The following is a 16,456-nucleotide window of genomic DNA, read 5'->3' as shown; positions in this document are numbered from 1 at the left end:
TTTAAAATCCAATCTTAATCATTTTTGATACATATAAGCAATGAACAACGAATAAGTGTGACAATTCATATTTTACGTTACTCTCTAAAACTATTACCTGTATATTCAAATAATATGTGCTATTCATGTTAAATTATGGTATTATTCTTAGAAGTTTATAATTTTTATAGATAAAGTTTTTCCGTTTCTACTTATGAAAAAAGGGGATATATAAACATTCAACTATTACACACAACTGTAAGGAGGAATAATATGACTAAAAAGCTCAGTCTAGTTGAGATAGAGTACATTTGTAATATGTTTTTCCAATCTTTTGAAATTCCAGTTTGTTTTTTAGATTGTAACAAAAATATTCTTTTAGAGTTTACATCAAAAGATGATTCACATTCGTTCTATAAATCAAAAATAGAACAGTTACATGTGCTTTTTCAAAAAAATGATTCAAATAATTCACCTATCTTCAGAACTCACCAATATTTAGGGCACTTCATTTTAATTCACATAAAGAGCCATTATATGGTGAACGGTAGTGTTATTATTGGGCCCTTGACACATGTAAATTTTTCTACAAGTAAAGCGGATAGTAACCTTAATTTTATTTCGAATTATAAAAGAACAAGAGATCATTATTTTTCATTGTCAGTCAAAGATCAAAATTTCTTTGTAAATATAGCAATATTGTTCTATAACATTCTCTATAAAAAAAATTCAGATGTAAGTACCTTTTCAAATAACAGTGACTCATTTCATGTAAGTCATAGCAGTATCTTAAACGAGGGTGTATATATTTCAATGCAAAAAAACGAAGCTATCTGTCATAATTTGTATATAGAGAACCAACTACTTGGAGCTATAGAAAACGGGGATAAAGAAAGCGTACTCAAATATTATTACGAATTCCAACAAGAGACTCTTTCATCCTTATCTTCATTCCATCAATTAAGACGTCATAAAAACATTTGTATTTCATCCATCACTCTTGCAACTAGATATGCTATAAAAGGAGGACTTCCTTCCGGGATTGCTTACAAGATTTACGATCTACACATCCAAAAGACAGAAGATTTAAAAGACACGGAATCTGTTTGGGATTTATTAAGAAATGTTTTCTGTACTTTTGCAGACCATGTAAAAGCACAAAAAGTACAGAAACACTCAAAGACTATCGCTATTTGCAAAAACTATATTTTTAAAAATATTTACAATCAAATATCTGTTAAACAACTTGCTAAATTTGCAAACGTAAATTCAGATTATTTATCTATATTATTCAAAAAAGAAGTCGGTATTTCATTAATTGAGTACATTCAACGTGAACGAATCGAAGAAGCAAAAAAATTATTAACTTTCACAACCTATCCCTTATCAGACATATGTGCTTCGCTCAACTTTAGTGATCAAAGCTATTTCACTAAAATTTTTAAAAAATTCACTAACGAAACACCTGGTAAATACCGAAAATCCCATGTTGTCATATAGAGTTAAACTTTCATTAAAACAAAGTGTTTTTAGTAACTTATCAATGGCAGATTAAAATTACTTCCACATTCATGACCTTTTGAATTTAGGCTATTTTTAAATCAAAAAAACACGTTACTATTCTTTTATTTGAATGAGAATAGTAACGTGCTTTATATGTAATGTAGGTCTGTAGGCAAAATAGCGTCCAAATGCAAAGTTTTATAGAAGCAAAATACACCACTTAAATACTAAAATCTTATTAAGTAAAAAATTCATCTAATAATTATTGTGTGAGAAATAAATCCTACTATTATTTTTGTATCTTTCTAAATTTACGAACGAAAGTGAGTACTGTACCTGCAATAATCATCCAAATGCCCATTGTTGCACTGTTAGTTGTACTAGCACCCGTGTTTGGAAGTTCTTTATATGTAGATTCTTTTTTATCGGAATTACTGTTGTTCGGGATATTATTGTTATTAGTAAGGCCATTAGCTTTGCTAATGTCTTTATCTTTCACCAATACTTTTTGTATTGTATGAACCTCATTACCTACGGAATCTTTGACACTATATATGATTTTAAAAGTACCAGCTTTAGAGGTATCTACAGTTCCTTCATACGTTACGTTAGAAGTAACGTCACCGTCCTCTTTATCAGTAGCTAATACTCCTACCATTGGATCAAATTGATCTCCCTCAGTAATTGTAGTTGTAGCAGGTACTTTAAGTATTGGTATTTCATTTTTAACTTCATCTCTAACTTTGACCGTTACAGTTTGTTTCGCAGTTACTTTATGACCTTTAGAATCTGTCACTGTGTATGTTATTACGTAAGTACCGGCTTTTGAAGTATTTACTTCACCATTAACTTTTACTTTAGAAGTAAGATCGCCGTCTTCTTTATCAATAGCTAATACTTTTGCCATAGGATCGAATGAATCTCCTATGTGGATTGTCGCTGCAGTAGGCACTGTTAATGTAGGGTTTAAATCTGATGTTTCTCCATTACCCTCTACAATTATCGCCTGTGTAGCCGTTGCATTCGCCCCTTGAGAGTCAACGACCGAGTAGTCCACAATGTATGTACCTGGTTTAGAAGTATCTACATCACCTTTATGTTTTACTTTATTTGTTAAATCACCATCTTCTTTATCAACAGCTTTTACATTACTCATCGGGTCAAACGTATCACCAACACGCAGTGTAATTGTAAGAGGTACAGTTAATTCAGGGAGTTGGTTTTCTGCAGTTTTTTCGTTTTCTTTCACTGTTCCTTTAATTTTTGCTGCATCAAAAGCTTTTTGGACCGCTTCAACCTCAATTGAGTTCGCACCATATTTGTTTGTTGCAACTTTCAGACACGCTATTCTTAATTCAGAGAAATTAGAAGTCATGTTCAATTCATCTGTATTTGCATAATAGAAAATATCAAACATTTTATCTTCACCAATACCATTTACAGTTACACCATCCTGAGTTCCACCTTGTGCAATTAAATACGCGACTTTATTAATAATACTTGAGTTGAAATGGACACCCTCATTATCTTCTCCGTTTAAATCACTGTATTTGCTATAATCATCTGGATACGGTAATCCATTAATAAATTTGACTGCAGATGGATTCTTCATATTACGAAGAACTGATCCAGTTTGCTCTCCTATTGTCCAATTAAATTCCCCATTATTTATGTATTTCTCAATAGCCGTTCCCATAATATCAGATAACGCCTCATTAATTGCCCCAGATTCTCCGGAAAATTCAAGATTAGATTCGCTAGATGTAACCGCATGTGTAAATTCATGGCCCGCTATGTCAAACGCTTTCACCATTGGATCACCATATATTAGCATACTAACATCGCTAATATTAGCACTAAATGCATTCTCCCAATTTTTAGGTTCATCTGTTTCTCCAGAATCCCATGCATGTACAACTGATACTACTTTTTTCCCCTTATTATCAAAACTATTACGTTTATATTTATCTTTATAAAAATCATATACCTTTGTTGCTAAGAAATGAGCACTTACCGCCTTTGGATCATTAAATATTGTTGAAGTGCTAGTTGCTAATATACCAGGATAATATCTGTTTTCAAAAGTAATATCTCTATAATTTACATCATATGTCTCAATTCCTTGCCCCCTTGTGTAATCAGCAAGCGCATATTTCCCATTACTTTGTTCAGAAATACCAAATGTGCGAATTATACCTAAATCATCTTTACCTGTTCCGGTTAATGATTTGACATTGCTTTTTTTACTCTCCTCAATAGATTTAACATGCTCTTCACTTATTTTTAAATCTGACTCTTGCACCATATTTTTCAACATATCTCCATTATTAGCATTCACCAAATAAGCTCCAGATACATAGTTTGGTGTTGCAGCCGTAAATGTAACTTGATATGCATTGCTAGCCTGCCCATTATTTTCATTTACAAAAATAACTTCCTTGACTTCTGGCTCAGAAATAAATGTAATATCATTCCCGTACTTCGTATAAATAAATTGTTTTGCCTCTTCTTTTGACAAGTTAATGGGATTATTTAAATATTTTTGTGTTAAATTTTGTGCACTTTCTCCTGAAACGCTTTTTATAATACCCTTTCTATCTACATGAGCAGTCAATTGGTGTCCATACACTTCTTTTCCTTCATATATTTGTTGCATACGAACAAGTGTAGTCCCATCATAAGCCCCACGTTTTTGAACAACCTTGTAATCTACCCCTTTGTCTCCACTAACTTGTTTTGGAGACAAAGCATGCTCGGTCTTTTCCTTAAGTGCATCTTTCACTACATTCTCAGGCGTCTTTTGTGATGGGTGTGTAAGTTCACCTGTACGAAACGAATCCTCTTGAATTTCAACTTGCATTGGATCCTTTTCCTCTGCATAACCTATTCCATATGGTGTTACAGTTGTTAAGGCTAATCCTGTTGTTAATGCAACTATAGCTATTTCTTTTTTATTTTTCATGTTATTTCCCTCGTATAATTCCCTAAAATATGAAACTGCTTAAATGTATTCCTATCAAAATTAGAAGAATAAAAAGTACGACACATTACGTAAAGCTATATTATAAAAAGATGACTTCTGTAGCAAACAAAAGTCATCCCTTCGATATGTAATATCCCTAATATATTTTTAATGCATAATTTCTATATAAAAAGAAAAAGCATTCATTAACGAGCATTTTGCATTACTTTTATTAGGTCATTTATATTTTCAACTTTCTGCTGAAACTGATCAAATCTGCTATGTAGCAATGAAGGATTCTTATCTTCAGTTGAAATAACTTTTTTTAATTCCTCTTCTAATTTATCATATGTATCAAAGAAATTATCAAATTCTACACTTACAAGTTCTTCATTTTCACGATAAAATCTTTTTGATTCTATATAAGTCATATATGATTTATTTAAAAATCCTAATGAAATTAAATATTTAGAAGTGTTTTCTTGATAAATAGCAATATCACATGCTGTTTTAATATCAGAATAAGTTTTTTGAACGAAACAATGTAATTCAAAAATCTTAAACTTTAATCCATTATTCATTTCATCCCCTCCCATCCTATCTATTCTACATAAAAAAAGAACATTATACAAAGTAAAATATCAATATAGTACAAAAATAAAAAGCGTAAGAATAACTCCTTCCGCTTTTTATATCAAAACATACATTTCATATTGTGCTAAAGAATTCTTTTCAAATCCAGTTTTCTTTAAAAATCCTTCTAGTAAATTGTTGTTTGGAAACCCAATTGATAAACTTGTTACATTCAACTCATCTCTTGCTATTTGTAATAATTTTGATCCAATATTACGATTTCTATAGTCTTTGTCTACGAAAAGAAAACTAATTTTACCTTGTTCATTCACACATATAGCACCCTTTAAATCATTATCAACATATGCGCCGTAAAATGTATTATTTGTTTTTTCGATATAATCCATATCATTTTGCCAATTTATATGGAAGTGTAACCATTTCTGAACTTCAAGTTTAAAAGATGGAAAATCTAATTGTTTCACTTCAATTCCCTTGCAATCTTTATTTATTATTTCAGTCATATCTTTTAAATTATAATAAGATAGATTGTACACTTTTTCATAGCCTAATTTCGTATAAAAATGAATCGCTCGGTCATTGCCTACAATAACTTCAAGAAAAAGTTGCTTACACTCATTTTGAAGCGCCTCTTCTTTATGCAGTTCAAATAACTTTTGACTCACACCAATACCGCGGTAATTAGGATGAACCGCTAATGTTCCACAGCGCATTGTTTTTATGTTTTCATAATCCTTTATCCCGCCAAGTATTACACCAACAGATTTATTATCGTCTAAAGCAAGAAAGGAATGTTTTAGTGAATTCCCTTCTGGTCCAAAAAATCTATTTATAAAATCTTCATTTGAAACTTCCATTTTAATAATGTAATCTGAAAATCCATCTTTAAAAGCTTCATACACTAAATCTATACTTACTTCACTGCATCTTTTGTATTGGATCATATAAAATTATCCCCCACTTACTCGTGTTAAATTTAACATTCAAATACATAAAATGTACTAGTTCCACTCTACCCATCATTCTTTAATTTTCAGTTCTACCATTTAATTTGAAATAAACGGGCATTTTCCTACATATCTCTCACTATTAATTTGTTTTATAACAAACGGTGCAATATCACTATTTTGAATTTTGATTCCTGGCATATCTACTAAACTCTCTTTTATATTTCCAATACCATTCCCTTCCATAACAAATGGTAATCTAACAATTGTCCAATCTACATCACTACCTTGAATAATTTGCAATTCTTTATATTTAACTTGCATCATCTTTGATAAAAATACTTTAAACAAGGTAGCTCCTATTTTATTTATAATTCCCTTTTGATCTCCTGTAACATCTAAAGAACCTCCAGAAATCAGTATATATCTTTTTATTTCAAATTCTTTCATTGCTTCTAAAATATGCTTCGTTACTGTACTAAAAATATAAGATTCATTTTTTGGTTGACCAACCGCATTTATTACAACTCGACAACCTTTAAGTAATTTCCGTATTGAAGAAAAATCACGTGCATCTCCATTAATAATCTCTAAATTTTCATTTGTTATTTTGATATTATTAGAATTTCTTTTTAATATTTTTACTTGATATCCCTTTTCTAACGCTTCGTTTACAAGGAATTTCCCGGCTTTTCCATTTGCGCCTAGAATAGCTATTCTATTTGTACTTTCCAATATTAACCCCTCTAACTATCTATTATTTACTACATTAATCTCATACACTCGTAAAAAAGCAATTAAATGCTCGCAGGCTCGTTCACATGCTAACATTTTAAAGATTTTTTGTTCCTCTTTCGTTTTATCATTTGCTTGATCTGAAGCAGCTTTTAAACATAGAAAAGGCTTGTTATTGATTTGGCATACATAAGCGAATGCTGCTACCTCTTGATCAACCGCTAATGCTCCATATACAGTATGGAGTAAATATCTCATTTCTGAACTACGGATACGTTGATCTCCAGATAAAAATGTACCGAAATGAATCGGTTCATATGATCGCATCTTTTTTATTCTTCTTACAATTGACTTTGTTGTTTCAATAGGTGCTGTTCTACCATTATATAAATTAAAAACATCTTCCCCCGAACCAGCAGCAGTAACATCGTGTTGTATTGCATTAAGGGCTACTACAATATGACCATTTTTCACCTTATTTGATAAACTTCCGCATATCCCTGTCATAAACAACTCATCTGGCTGAAACTCACTAATTAATAATTGTACACAACTTGCACAACTTACTTTGCCAACTCCAGTTATAACGGAGATAACTTCCAAATTATTTATATAATGAAAATGAAATTCCCAAGCTGCTCTTTTTTCAATGCGCTCACTTGGATAAAATTGATGCAAATATGTAAGTTCTGGTTCCCATGCGGATACGATTGCAATACGTTTCATTACACGCTTCACTTCCCCTATTGTTATCATGTAAATAATTTATCTATACTTTCTCGTTCATAATCTGGAATCCACTCTTTATATTTCTCATATAAATTTCGTATTGTTTCTTTATTCTTCGCAATGACTTCACATCCTCTATCATCGTAAATAAATATGATAATATCTTTCGATACATTTACAAGAAATACATCTGGATAAAAAATTTCTTTTTTGCATCCAAAACGAGGATAAAGACCCGGAAAATCTTCATGATTTGCAGCTTGAATAAGTGGTTGGTATTTAATATCTTCCGCAAGGCATTTTAACGAAAATTGATATGTACAATATAAATCAGCTTCTTCATCTTCAAATAGAAAGGCTAACGTTTCTTGGTTTATTTGGAACTTTAAATCCCTCTTTTTAATAAATTTATTGTATACATTTATTTTCTGCGAATTTTTCATATCTTCCTTTTTAAATCGATAAACATTTGTTACTAAAAAGACTTCATCTTCTTTTGAAAATATATCTTCAAATAAGTATTTATTATATGTATAAAGTTGAATAAAGTATTCCCTATTTACATCTTCGGTTCATTCTACATATAGGCCTTTCCCTTTCCCAAAATGAAAATGTAAATGATTGTCCCACTGAAAGTATATATGGGGTACTAATGTAACCCCAGGAAATGTTTGATTCATATATTCTTTTAATTGCATACTTAATTCCTTTCTACTCTATAATTTCTTTTAACTGCCAATATGCTTCTTCTAGCCACGGGTGTACAACTTTCAACGTTTCTTTTCTATCCCACAAATATGAAATATATACGAAAGCAGCATGTTCTAAAGATTTTTCTAATCCTTTTTTTACATCTACTAAATATGGTGGTGTCCCATTATGATCCCATTCTATTTTATCAGCAACAAATAACACTAAATCCATCTTCGTTGCATGTTTACGTAGTGTAGTATGACAATTAATTGCATTTAAAATTTCTTCATCTTCCACTCTAAATATCTCTTTTGCAATTATTCTCGACAGTTTTTGATGAATAATCATCGGGAAGTCTCGTTCTTCTTGTAATATCTCTATTCTAAATTGTTCAGCAACTGCAATCCGCTCTTCATTCTGAAAGATTGCACTAATATCATGTAAATATGCTGCAATCGCTACCTTTTCCTCGTTTTCATGATACTTAATCGCAATTTTTCGAGCTTCATTTGCCACCCGAATTGAATGTTTATATGTAAGTTCTTTGTTGTATTTTAATAGAAAAGCTTTTATATCATTTTCAATTTTTCCAGTTGGAGTAAATGAATAAATCTCTTTATATACTATAGTAAGTCCCCCTTATTCTTCACTTTCAGTATAATACATTATTCAAATATCTTTCTTCTTTGTATTCGTTACGAATGTTTTAATCCCTTTTTATACGTTACATGAAATTTTATGTGGAATCATTGCTACAAAATACATAAATGTTTGATATTATAGTAATGTTAATGATTTGTTAGGAAAGGAACTACATAATGAATAAAAATATATTAATTATTGATGATGATAAAGAAATTGTTGAATTACTTGCTGTTTATTTGCGAAATGAAGGCTATAACATTTATAAAGCATATGATGGCGATGAGGCATTACAAATGATTTCTACATATGAAGTTGACCTTATGGTTCTGGATATAATGATGCCAAAACGAAACGGATTAGAAGTTTGCCAAGAAGTGCGTGAAAATAATACTGTACCTATTCTTATGCTTAGTGCAAAAGCAGAAGATATGGATAAAATATTAGGTCTTATGACAGGTGCAGATGATTATATGATTAAACCATTTAATCCATTAGAATTAGTAGCTAGAGTGAAAGCTTTATTACGAAGATCGTCTTTCCAAAATGCCACTTCCCCCAAGAATGAAGATGGTATTATTCGTATTCGTTCTGCTGAAATACACAAACATAATCATACTGTTAAAGTAAATGGAGAATATATTAAACTTACATCTATTGAATTTGATATTTTATATTTACTTGCGAGTAATACCGGAAGAGTATTTAGTTCCGAAGAAATTTTTGAACGCGTTTGGAATGAAGATGGTTATGGCTCAAATAAAACTGTAATGGTCCACATTAGTAATTTACGAGATAAACTTGAAACAGGAATGAATGGAGAGAAGTTTATCCATACTGTTTGGGGAGTAGGCTATAAAATTGAGAAATGAAGCATTTGATATATTAAAAGATATCCCAAAATGGAAGTTGATTTTTTGGTTTATGTTAGCTATTACACTTACTCCTATTACTGAATTAATTATATATCGCCTTGTTACAAGTGTAATTGAAAGTTCACTCACGTTAAGCGAGCTCGGAAAAGAATTCATTAGAATTTTTGGATATGAAAAATATAAAGGAATAAAGGAATCTCTATGGATGATGATTGTATCTTATTTGTTTTTATTTTCTATTTTCTCATCCTACCTATACATTTTTTATCGTCATGAAAGAAAGATTTACTATGAAACTTGTATTAAAAAAATGATAGAAGAAATTCGTTATATTGCAGATGGAAACTTCAATCATAAAGTGTCTATCGTAAATCATAATTATCTGGAAGAGTTAGCAACCGGAGTAAATCAGATTGTTGAACAATTAAAAGTCTCAATTGATGAAGAGAGACAGGCTGAACAAGCAAAAAGTGAACTTATTACAAATGTATCGCATGATTTACGTACTCCTCTTACCTCTATAGTTGGATACGTAAATTTAATCCATCATGATAATTATAGAGATGAAGTGGAATTACGCCATTATATACAAGTCATTTACGATAAAGTAACCCGTCTTAATGCATTAATGAATGACTTGTTTGAATATACACGTGTTCAAAATAAAGAGTTAAGTTTATATTCTGTTCCCATTGATATTGTAGAGCTACTTGGACAATTAACTGTTCAATTCCGCATACAAGTTCAAGAAGCTAATATAGAATGTCGCCCTTCTTTCCCATCTCAAAAACTCATGGTATTAGCTGATGGAGACAAATTAGTGCGTGTGTTTGAAAATCTTATTATAAACGCTATCGCTTATGGAAATGACGGTGGATATATCGACCTTGCTGCCTATGAAAGCAATAATATGATTACTATAGACATAACAAATTACGGCCAACCTATTCCTAGTACAGATTTACCTCATATTTTTGAACGTTTTTATCGCGTTGAAAAATCTCGCTCTACAAACACCGGTGGATCTGGGCTCGGATTAGCAATTGCAAAAAGTATTGTCGAATTGCACAAAGGATCAATTGAAGTATATAGTGATGATAAAAAAACAACTTTCACTGTAAAACTACAACCACATAAATGTTAATACAGCTTAATTTTAGGTCCAATTTCTTACCATATAAGAAATTGGACCTTTTATTTCCCATTAAAATCCAAAATTTAATAATCCTTTATAATTCTTTAGAAATTCTTTACCTTTTCTTTCTTCCTAATTAAGCATTCCTTTTTACAATAGTATTATTGATGTCATAGTAGGAGGATCGCTTATGCAATTCCTGAAAAAGTTCACAATTTTATTATTATCTTTTGTTATTACAGCGCTTATTGTTTTATATTTTTATCTTTATGTAAATGGTCCAATTATTCAAGCTAAATCAGCTATTTTAATAGATGCTAATTCAGGTGAAGTTATTTATAGAAAAAATGAGGAAATTCCTATACAATCAGCTACTTTATCTAAATTAATGACTGAATATATCGCAATGGAACAACTGAATGAAGGCAAAATACAGTTAGATGAGTTAGTAAAAATAAGTAACGAAGTTTTCCGAGCAGAAACGAGCCCTATACAAGTAACTTCTAAAGATCAAACGACAGTTCGTGATTTACTGCATGCATTGTTTTTGACAGGGAATAATCGTTCTGCACTTGCCCTTGCAGAACACATTGCTGGAAATGAAGATAACTTTACACTTCTAATGAATGAAAAAGCAACACAACTAAAGTTATCACAACAATCCCCATTTCTAAATGCTACTGGAATGAATAACGATACGAATAAACAATCAACTACAACAGCAATAGACGTTGTTAAACTAGCAACACAATTAGTAAAAGATTTTCCCGATGTATTGAATATTACGAAGCTAACCTCTTACCAATTTACCTTCAAGGATTCCAAAGTTTTCAACACAAATAAAATGATTTATTCCCTTAATAAAAACATTAAACTCCAAGGTGTTGACGGCTTACAAACTAGTTTTCCAACCAATGGTAATTATAGTTTTGTCAGTACAGCAAAACGAGGAGATACTAGACTTATTTCAGTAATTTTAGAGGCTGATGATGAAAACAGTACTTTTATTGAAACAAAAAAGTTACTACAGTACGGTTTTGATCCTTCCTCATACTCTGCGTTCCAAGCTTTTAAAGACGCTGTTACATCTTGGACAGTTTTGCTTCAGTTTCAAAATTTAATCATACAAACATTATTGATTTTCTTCATTATTACATTTTTAATGTTTTTACATATACGCCAGAAAAAATCCGAGGATTTCAACTAGGAAATCTTCTTATATATATAAAATGGCTTACACTATAAGTGTAAGCCTATAGTCCTCTTCCGATTAAATTCGCTGAAACAGGCTGAAGATTTAACTCTCTCGCCCATATAGATAGCTGACCAATGTGATGAATTTCGTGTACAATTACATATCTTAAAACTTCACCATATGTATATGTTTTATCTGTCCACGAAGCTTTTAATATCTTACATTCTAGGCTAGATGACCACAACTGCAAAAAAACTTCTAATTCTTGTTTATATAAATCAGATAACGCTTTCACTTTTTGGATGGATTGATAATCTTTAAATTTCGGTTCATTATCTTCTTTTCCTTGAAGTGCGCTAATCCAGCTGTATTCAACATCGACAATATGGAATAATGTTTCTAAAATACTCCCAACACCCCCGACACGCTTGCGGTATAATTCTTCCTCTGAAAGGTGTTCACACCACTTAAACCAGTCGTCCCTTACTTGCCAATTGTATTGAAATAAAGTGTACATATTTATCTCTCCCCTACCCAATAATCCACTTAATAGCATCTATCACATAATATGGCTCATCTTTTTGAATATAGTGACCACTTTGTTCTGCAATTACAAATTTATTATTGCTTGATAGTCGTAATAAATCTTTTTGCAATTGCAACCATTTCATTTGTGCATCTGGCGAATAAAAAGCTTTTTTACCTGCAGCTAATACGACAAGTGGGATATCATTCATTGATTTACAATATCTATCTACTTCACTTAAACTAAATGTAAACTCTTCATATGAACTTTCATATATAAACTGTTTATAGTAGGCTTCTTGAAATTCAGTAGACATGATTGGTAAAAATGCTTCTTTATAATTTTCTGGTGTCGAATCCACCAAAACGATTCCCAACAAATCTTCGGGATAAATAGTCGCAAATAAACGTGCATTTATACCGCCAAAAGAATGTCCTACAAAAATATAAGGTGGTTTCAATTGTAATTGCGCTAAGCAACACTTTAAATCTTTTACCATTTCAGAACTAATACCTCTCTTGGAACTCTTCCCACTTTTCCCTAATCCCGCTCGATCATATGTAAGTACCGTCCCATATTCCGTCAACTCTTCAGCAATATGATCCCATGTCTTTGAATAATCGCCATAACCTGCCTCCATTATAATGACTGGCTGCAGCTTCTTTCCTTGGAACTTTTTCGTATACATTTTAAAATCTTCAACTTGTACATATTCCTCTATGCATTTAATCATTGACAATCACTTCTCTTAGGCCAAGTTCCTCTATAGCCTGATTCATTATTTCACTTACAGATAAAGATCCATCCAATACAATATCCGAATTTGGCTTAACAGTATGAATTGCCTCTAAATAAGCTTTTCTCGCAAATGTCATGTAATGTTTCAAATCATTATGTATTTCATCTATTGTACCTTCTTTAAAATCCCGCAAAATTCTTCTAGCCATCGCAATATCTAAAGGCGTGTCTATAAATATAGTTATATCAATGAATTGTCGCATTTCACTATTTAAGTATGCAAAAGGATAATCTATAATAATATAATCTACGTTACTATCTCGTATAAGATCCTGAATATCATGAATTAATGGTGTAAGTACCCATTCATCATAATTTGCTCCACCATCAATCCATTTACAAATATCACTAGGACAGTTTTTAAAGTGATAAGTATCAAAATATAGCGCTTTTGAATTTGTTAGCTTTTGAGTTAATTTTTCTGTAACAGTAGTTTTACCTCCTCCTGAAACAGCTGCAATTGTAATGATTTTCGTTTTATTATTCATAATTCCCCACCATACCCCATCTAATTAACATAATATAATTACAGATACCTATCATTTTTTATCGCTCCATTCATATTCTAACATACTCATTTCCCATAAATTCCAATACGTTTCTCCTACTTTTTTTGACTCCCGCAATAAGCCTTCTTTTACAAATCCTATTTTTTCATAACATGTGATAGCCGACGTATTAAAATCATAAACACCAAGGGTTACTCTATGTAGTTTTAATTCTTCAAATGCAATTTGTAATGCTGCTTTCATCATATGTTTCCCTATAGAACGTCCTCTCATTTTCATATCACCAACTAGCACTTTTCCAATCCTTGCAGATTTATTTATATTGTCTATTTGCCCAATTGAAATATGGCCAATGACTTCTTTACTCTCTACATCGATTACTTTAAATGCAAACGTATTCGCACTTTCTATATATTTATCTAATTGCTGTTCATTTAATGGGTATGTAAATGCATTTCCTGACCATTGTATTAAAAATTGTTCAGAGTTTATCCAATTCATTAATTGCTTAAAATCAGTTTTTTTAAAGGGCTCTAGTTTGACCACTACCATTCTCCTTACGTTTTCTATTTTTATAACCTCAAATTTATTTCTATAAAAGGGATATAATCTCCTTTTATACATAATTAAAATAAAGCCATTCATAAGAATGGCTTTACAGAAAAATAATATAATTATGCTTTGTTTGCTACATCGACACCGTTAAAATCAAACCCAGCAGTAACCGTTGTAACAGGAGGGAAAATTGCTTCAATTTTGCAAATCGAGATAATTACCCCAACTGCTCCAGGAATAGCTGCAAGCTTAACGACGTCACAACTTACAGACGAAATTGTACCTACATAAGTACGTCCCTCTGTGTTAATTTGTACCGTTTGATTAACTAATTTCTTAAGCTCATCTCTAATTCCTTGTACACAAGAGTCATCACATTTCTCATTCTGTTCTTTTTTACACTCTTCGAAAACATCCCAACAATCATCCTGTTTACAATTACACTTCTTTTTACAATTATTAAATCGAGAACCCAATACCTCACCCCCTAATCATTTCTATTAATATAGTATGTCCACTAGCTTCAAAGTGTACGAGGCAAAAACATAGAAAGAAAAAAACAAACAATTGTACTAAACATTCGTCTTTATCCTGCCAAGTTTGTGAATCATCGAAACGTAAATTATTCTTTTTAGAAACACCACGTTTTCCTACAATAGCTGAATCTACTCTACTTTTTAATCGAACTTCACATAAAAGAATCATATTTAATCTATTACTCTTCGCCAAGATTCAACCAGCCGTCTATAAGTTACCTATATTTTTTATTTGGTGTAACTAAACCTAACGCTAAATCCACTGGTATTCCTAGCTTCATAACAATTTATCTTTTCAGTTACTTAATATATTAACAATGAGTAACCGTTAATTACCCAAAAGGCGATTTGATGATACTCGCCTTTTAATTTTTAAAGGAATCATACTAATCTCTCTTTCTATCATATAACTATTTTATTTAATTTGTTAAAATACTACCGCTTGTCCATTTCACTTTGATCTGTCATTACATTTACTATAAGTAATACGATTTTTAGAGGTGATAAATACTGGACGAGTTTTTATCCTTTGCTGTACCTAATCCGGGTTTTATCGGACCTATACTTCCACCTGCTCAACCCTTTCAATTCCCTACTGGCCCCACCGGTTCTACTGGATCAACCGGACCAACCGGATTTAATCTTCCTGCTGGACCTGCATCTATTACCTTGACTTCTAACGAAACCACAGCATGTGTATCCACTCAAGGAAATAATACTTTATTTTTTCGGGTCAAGTATTAGTAAACGGTAGTCCTACTCCTGGAGTAGTGGTCAGTTTTTCATTTTGTAACCCTTCTCTTGCTTTCATGGTTCCTCTTGCTGTCATTACCAATGCTTCAGGTAACTTTACCGCTGTATTTCTAGCCGCTAATGGACCTGGAACAGTAACCGTTACTGCTTCACTTCTTGACTCTCCTGGAACAATGGCTAGCGTCACTATTACCATTGTGAATTGTCCGTAATGGTTTTATTTTTAAGGACTACGCAATTTCTAATACGATGAGCACTGATTTACAGTGCTCTTTTTTATCATTGAGATGTTACTTTCAAATCAGATTTCGTAACAACCTACTAAAATAACGCTTTTATTAAGAACAAATGATCTTTATATTTCTTAAACTTGTCATCACAAGTAATTTTTATTATTAGTTAAATTCTCAATATAGTTTATGTATATAATTCCATTCAAAGATACATAATACCCACGTAACTATTTAAAAACACTTCATTTTATATCTAAATTCAAAAAGGAGCTACATAACATGGATAAAAAAGATCTATTAAGTCAACAACTTGATCATGTGTCATCGGATGCGTTGAATACTCCTAGTAAGGCCCAAGAGCAAATGCAAGAAGCATCTCAGCAGGCACAGGTTTCAAACAAAAAGGACAGTACTGAATCTTTACATGTTGAGGATTTACCAATTTCAGATGTATATAAAACAACGAACAAATAGTAAATTTTAAAGGGAAAAACTTAAGAATAAGTAAACGTAATTTTTCCCTTTTCCTATTTTAAATAACACTTTTATATTTAACC

General features: G+C 31.4%; 17 protein-coding genes and 2 pseudogenes. 6 read left to right on the top strand and 13 right to left on the bottom strand.

Annotated features, from left to right (window positions below; translation table 11 throughout):
* The first annotated feature begins 252 nt into the window (after nucleotides 1–252).
* Nucleotides 253–1,479: an AraC family transcriptional regulator gene (locus tag MHB74_RS12325; RefSeq protein ID WP_061680387.1), complete on the top strand. Its 1,227-nt coding sequence runs from the start codon at nucleotides 253–255 to the stop codon at nucleotides 1,477–1,479.
* A 292-nt stretch (nucleotides 1,480–1,771) separates the two neighbouring features.
* On the opposite strand, the gene MHB74_RS12320 is transcribed toward MHB74_RS12325, so the two are convergent.
* The 7 genes and pseudogenes from MHB74_RS12320 to yqeK all read right to left on the bottom strand — a co-directional run bounded on the left by MHB74_RS12320 (nucleotide 1,772) and on the right by yqeK (nucleotide 8,769).
* Nucleotides 1,772–4,444, bottom strand: a complete 2,673-nt coding sequence (locus tag MHB74_RS12320) for a M4 family metallopeptidase (RefSeq protein ID WP_061680388.1) — start codon at nucleotides 4,442–4,444, stop codon at nucleotides 1,772–1,774.
* A gap of 206 nt (nucleotides 4,445–4,650) precedes the next feature.
* Nucleotides 4,651–5,025 carry a hypothetical protein gene (locus tag MHB74_RS12315; RefSeq protein ID WP_061680389.1) on the bottom strand — a complete coding sequence of 125 codons (375 nt, stop codon included), beginning with the start codon at nucleotides 5,023–5,025 and terminating at the stop codon, nucleotides 4,651–4,653.
* A gap of 108 nt (nucleotides 5,026–5,133) precedes the next feature.
* Entirely contained in the window at nucleotides 5,134–5,982 is an 849-nt protein-coding gene (locus MHB74_RS12310) for a GNAT family N-acetyltransferase (protein WP_061680390.1), read from the bottom strand.
* Between the two features lie 102 nt (nucleotides 5,983–6,084).
* Nucleotides 6,085–6,720, bottom strand: coding sequence for an SDR family oxidoreductase (locus tag MHB74_RS12305; RefSeq protein WP_061680391.1), 636 nt, complete (start codon nucleotides 6,718–6,720; stop codon nucleotides 6,085–6,087).
* Between the two features lie 15 nt (nucleotides 6,721–6,735).
* Nucleotides 6,736–7,473, bottom strand: a complete 738-nt coding sequence (locus MHB74_RS12300) for a phosphorylase family protein (RefSeq protein ID WP_081110443.1) — start codon at nucleotides 7,471–7,473, stop codon at nucleotides 6,736–6,738.
* Nucleotides 7,473–8,147, bottom strand: a pseudogene (locus MHB74_RS12295) (DUF3885 domain-containing protein). Before MHB74_RS12295 ends, MHB74_RS12300 begins: the two are co-directional and overlap by 1 nt.
* A gap of 13 nt (nucleotides 8,148–8,160) precedes the next feature.
* Nucleotides 8,161–8,769 carry a bis(5'-nucleosyl)-tetraphosphatase (symmetrical) YqeK gene (gene yqeK, locus MHB74_RS12290; RefSeq protein WP_061680393.1) on the bottom strand — a complete coding sequence of 203 codons (609 nt, stop codon included), beginning with the start codon at nucleotides 8,767–8,769 and terminating at the stop codon, nucleotides 8,161–8,163.
* 191 nt (nucleotides 8,770–8,960) lie between these two features.
* Here yqeK and MHB74_RS12285 point away from each other — a divergent pair, with 191 nt between their 5' ends.
* The 3 genes from MHB74_RS12285 (at nucleotide 8,961) to MHB74_RS12275 (ending at nucleotide 12,001) form a co-directional block, all read left to right on the top strand.
* Nucleotides 8,961–9,656, top strand: a complete 696-nt coding sequence (locus MHB74_RS12285; RefSeq protein WP_061680394.1) for a response regulator transcription factor — start codon at nucleotides 8,961–8,963, stop codon at nucleotides 9,654–9,656.
* Nucleotides 9,646–10,803, top strand: coding sequence for a sensor histidine kinase (locus MHB74_RS12280; protein ID WP_061680395.1), 1,158 nt, complete (start codon nucleotides 9,646–9,648; stop codon nucleotides 10,801–10,803). The genes MHB74_RS12285 and MHB74_RS12280 overlap by 11 nt, the downstream gene beginning before the upstream one ends.
* 181 nt (nucleotides 10,804–10,984) lie before the next feature.
* Nucleotides 10,985–12,001 (top strand): D-alanyl-D-alanine carboxypeptidase family protein, encoded by a 1,017-nt coding sequence (locus MHB74_RS12275; RefSeq protein WP_061680396.1) that lies wholly within the window; start codon nucleotides 10,985–10,987, stop codon nucleotides 11,999–12,001.
* Between the two features lie 46 nt (nucleotides 12,002–12,047).
* Here the strand turns inward: MHB74_RS12275 and MHB74_RS12270 are convergent, their stop codons facing one another.
* The 5 genes from MHB74_RS12270 to MHB74_RS12250 all read right to left on the bottom strand — a co-directional run bounded on the left by MHB74_RS12270 (nucleotide 12,048) and on the right by MHB74_RS12250 (nucleotide 14,853).
* Nucleotides 12,048–12,506, bottom strand: coding sequence for a DinB family protein (locus tag MHB74_RS12270; RefSeq protein ID WP_061680397.1), 459 nt, complete (start codon nucleotides 12,504–12,506; stop codon nucleotides 12,048–12,050).
* 13 nt (nucleotides 12,507–12,519) lie between these two features.
* The gene (locus MHB74_RS12265; RefSeq protein ID WP_061680398.1) at nucleotides 12,520–13,248 is read right to left on the bottom strand and encodes an alpha/beta fold hydrolase; all 729 of its coding nucleotides are present in this window, start codon (nucleotides 13,246–13,248) and stop codon (nucleotides 12,520–12,522) included.
* Nucleotides 13,241–13,801 (bottom strand): hypothetical protein, encoded by a 561-nt coding sequence (locus MHB74_RS12260; RefSeq protein ID WP_061680399.1) that lies wholly within the window; start codon nucleotides 13,799–13,801, stop codon nucleotides 13,241–13,243. The genes MHB74_RS12265 and MHB74_RS12260 overlap by 8 nt, the downstream gene beginning before the upstream one ends.
* 51 nt (nucleotides 13,802–13,852) lie before the next feature.
* Nucleotides 13,853–14,374: a GNAT family N-acetyltransferase gene (locus tag MHB74_RS12255; protein WP_061680400.1), complete on the bottom strand. Its 522-nt coding sequence runs from the start codon at nucleotides 14,372–14,374 to the stop codon at nucleotides 13,853–13,855.
* A gap of 122 nt (nucleotides 14,375–14,496) precedes the next feature.
* Complete coding sequence (locus tag MHB74_RS12250) at nucleotides 14,497–14,853, bottom strand: hypothetical protein (protein WP_061680401.1); 357 nt, start codon at nucleotides 14,851–14,853, stop codon at nucleotides 14,497–14,499.
* 567 nt (nucleotides 14,854–15,420) lie between these two features.
* Here MHB74_RS12250 and MHB74_RS12240 point away from each other — a divergent pair.
* Nucleotides 15,421–15,480, top strand: a pseudogene (locus tag MHB74_RS12240) (hypothetical protein); the annotation flags it as partial.
* 166 nt (nucleotides 15,481–15,646) lie between these two features.
* Here MHB74_RS12240 and MHB74_RS12235 read toward each other — a convergent pair.
* Nucleotides 15,647–15,862, bottom strand: coding sequence for a hypothetical protein (locus MHB74_RS12235; protein ID WP_061680403.1), 216 nt, complete (start codon nucleotides 15,860–15,862; stop codon nucleotides 15,647–15,649).
* Between the two features lie 316 nt (nucleotides 15,863–16,178).
* Between MHB74_RS12235 and MHB74_RS12230 the strand changes: the two genes are divergently transcribed.
* Nucleotides 16,179–16,373: a hypothetical protein gene (locus MHB74_RS12230; RefSeq protein WP_061680404.1), complete on the top strand. Its 195-nt coding sequence runs from the start codon at nucleotides 16,179–16,181 to the stop codon at nucleotides 16,371–16,373.
* Nucleotides 16,374–16,456: the final 83 nt, after the last annotated feature.

This window comes from Bacillus sp. FSL K6-0069 (genome assembly GCF_038007785.1).
Taxonomy (GTDB): Bacteria; Bacillota; Bacilli; order Bacillales; family Bacillaceae_G; genus Bacillus_A; species Bacillus_A mobilis.
Note: the sequence above shows the minus strand (reverse complement) of the source record. Positions and strands in the feature narration are given on the sequence as shown.

What these genes read in the sequence shown, in the direction of transcription:
- MHB74_RS12325 (WP_061680387.1), top strand. Translation starts at nt 253, where the DNA reads ATGACTAAAAAGCTCAGTCTAGTTGAGATAGAGTACATTTGTAATATG.
- MHB74_RS12320 (WP_061680388.1), bottom strand. Translation starts at nt 4,444, where the DNA reads ATGAAAAATAAAAAAGAAATAGCTATAGTTGCATTAACAACAGGATTA.
- MHB74_RS12315 (WP_061680389.1), bottom strand. Translation starts at nt 5,025, where the DNA reads ATGAATAATGGATTAAAGTTTAAGATTTTTGAATTACATTGTTTCGTT.
- MHB74_RS12310 (WP_061680390.1), bottom strand. Translation starts at nt 5,982, where the DNA reads ATGATCCAATACAAAAGATGCAGTGAAGTAAGTATAGATTTAGTGTAT.
- MHB74_RS12285 (WP_061680394.1), top strand. Translation starts at nt 8,961, where the DNA reads ATGAATAAAAATATATTAATTATTGATGATGATAAAGAAATTGTTGAA.
- MHB74_RS12275 (WP_061680396.1), top strand. Translation starts at nt 10,985, where the DNA reads ATGCAATTCCTGAAAAAGTTCACAATTTTATTATTATCTTTTGTTATT.
- MHB74_RS12270 (WP_061680397.1), bottom strand. Translation starts at nt 12,506, where the DNA reads ATGTACACTTTATTTCAATACAATTGGCAAGTAAGGGACGACTGGTTT.
- MHB74_RS12265 (WP_061680398.1), bottom strand. Translation starts at nt 13,248, where the DNA reads ATGATTAAATGCATAGAGGAATATGTACAAGTTGAAGATTTTAAAATG.
- MHB74_RS12260 (WP_061680399.1), bottom strand. Translation starts at nt 13,801, where the DNA reads ATGAATAATAAAACGAAAATCATTACAATTGCAGCTGTTTCAGGAGGA.
- MHB74_RS12255 (WP_061680400.1), bottom strand. Translation starts at nt 14,374, where the DNA reads ATGGTAGTGGTCAAACTAGAGCCCTTTAAAAAAACTGATTTTAAGCAA.
- MHB74_RS12235 (WP_061680403.1), bottom strand. Translation starts at nt 15,862, where the DNA reads ATGGTAATAGTGACGCTAGCCATTGTTCCAGGAGAGTCAAGAAGTGAA.
- MHB74_RS12230 (WP_061680404.1), top strand. Translation starts at nt 16,179, where the DNA reads ATGGATAAAAAAGATCTATTAAGTCAACAACTTGATCATGTGTCATCG.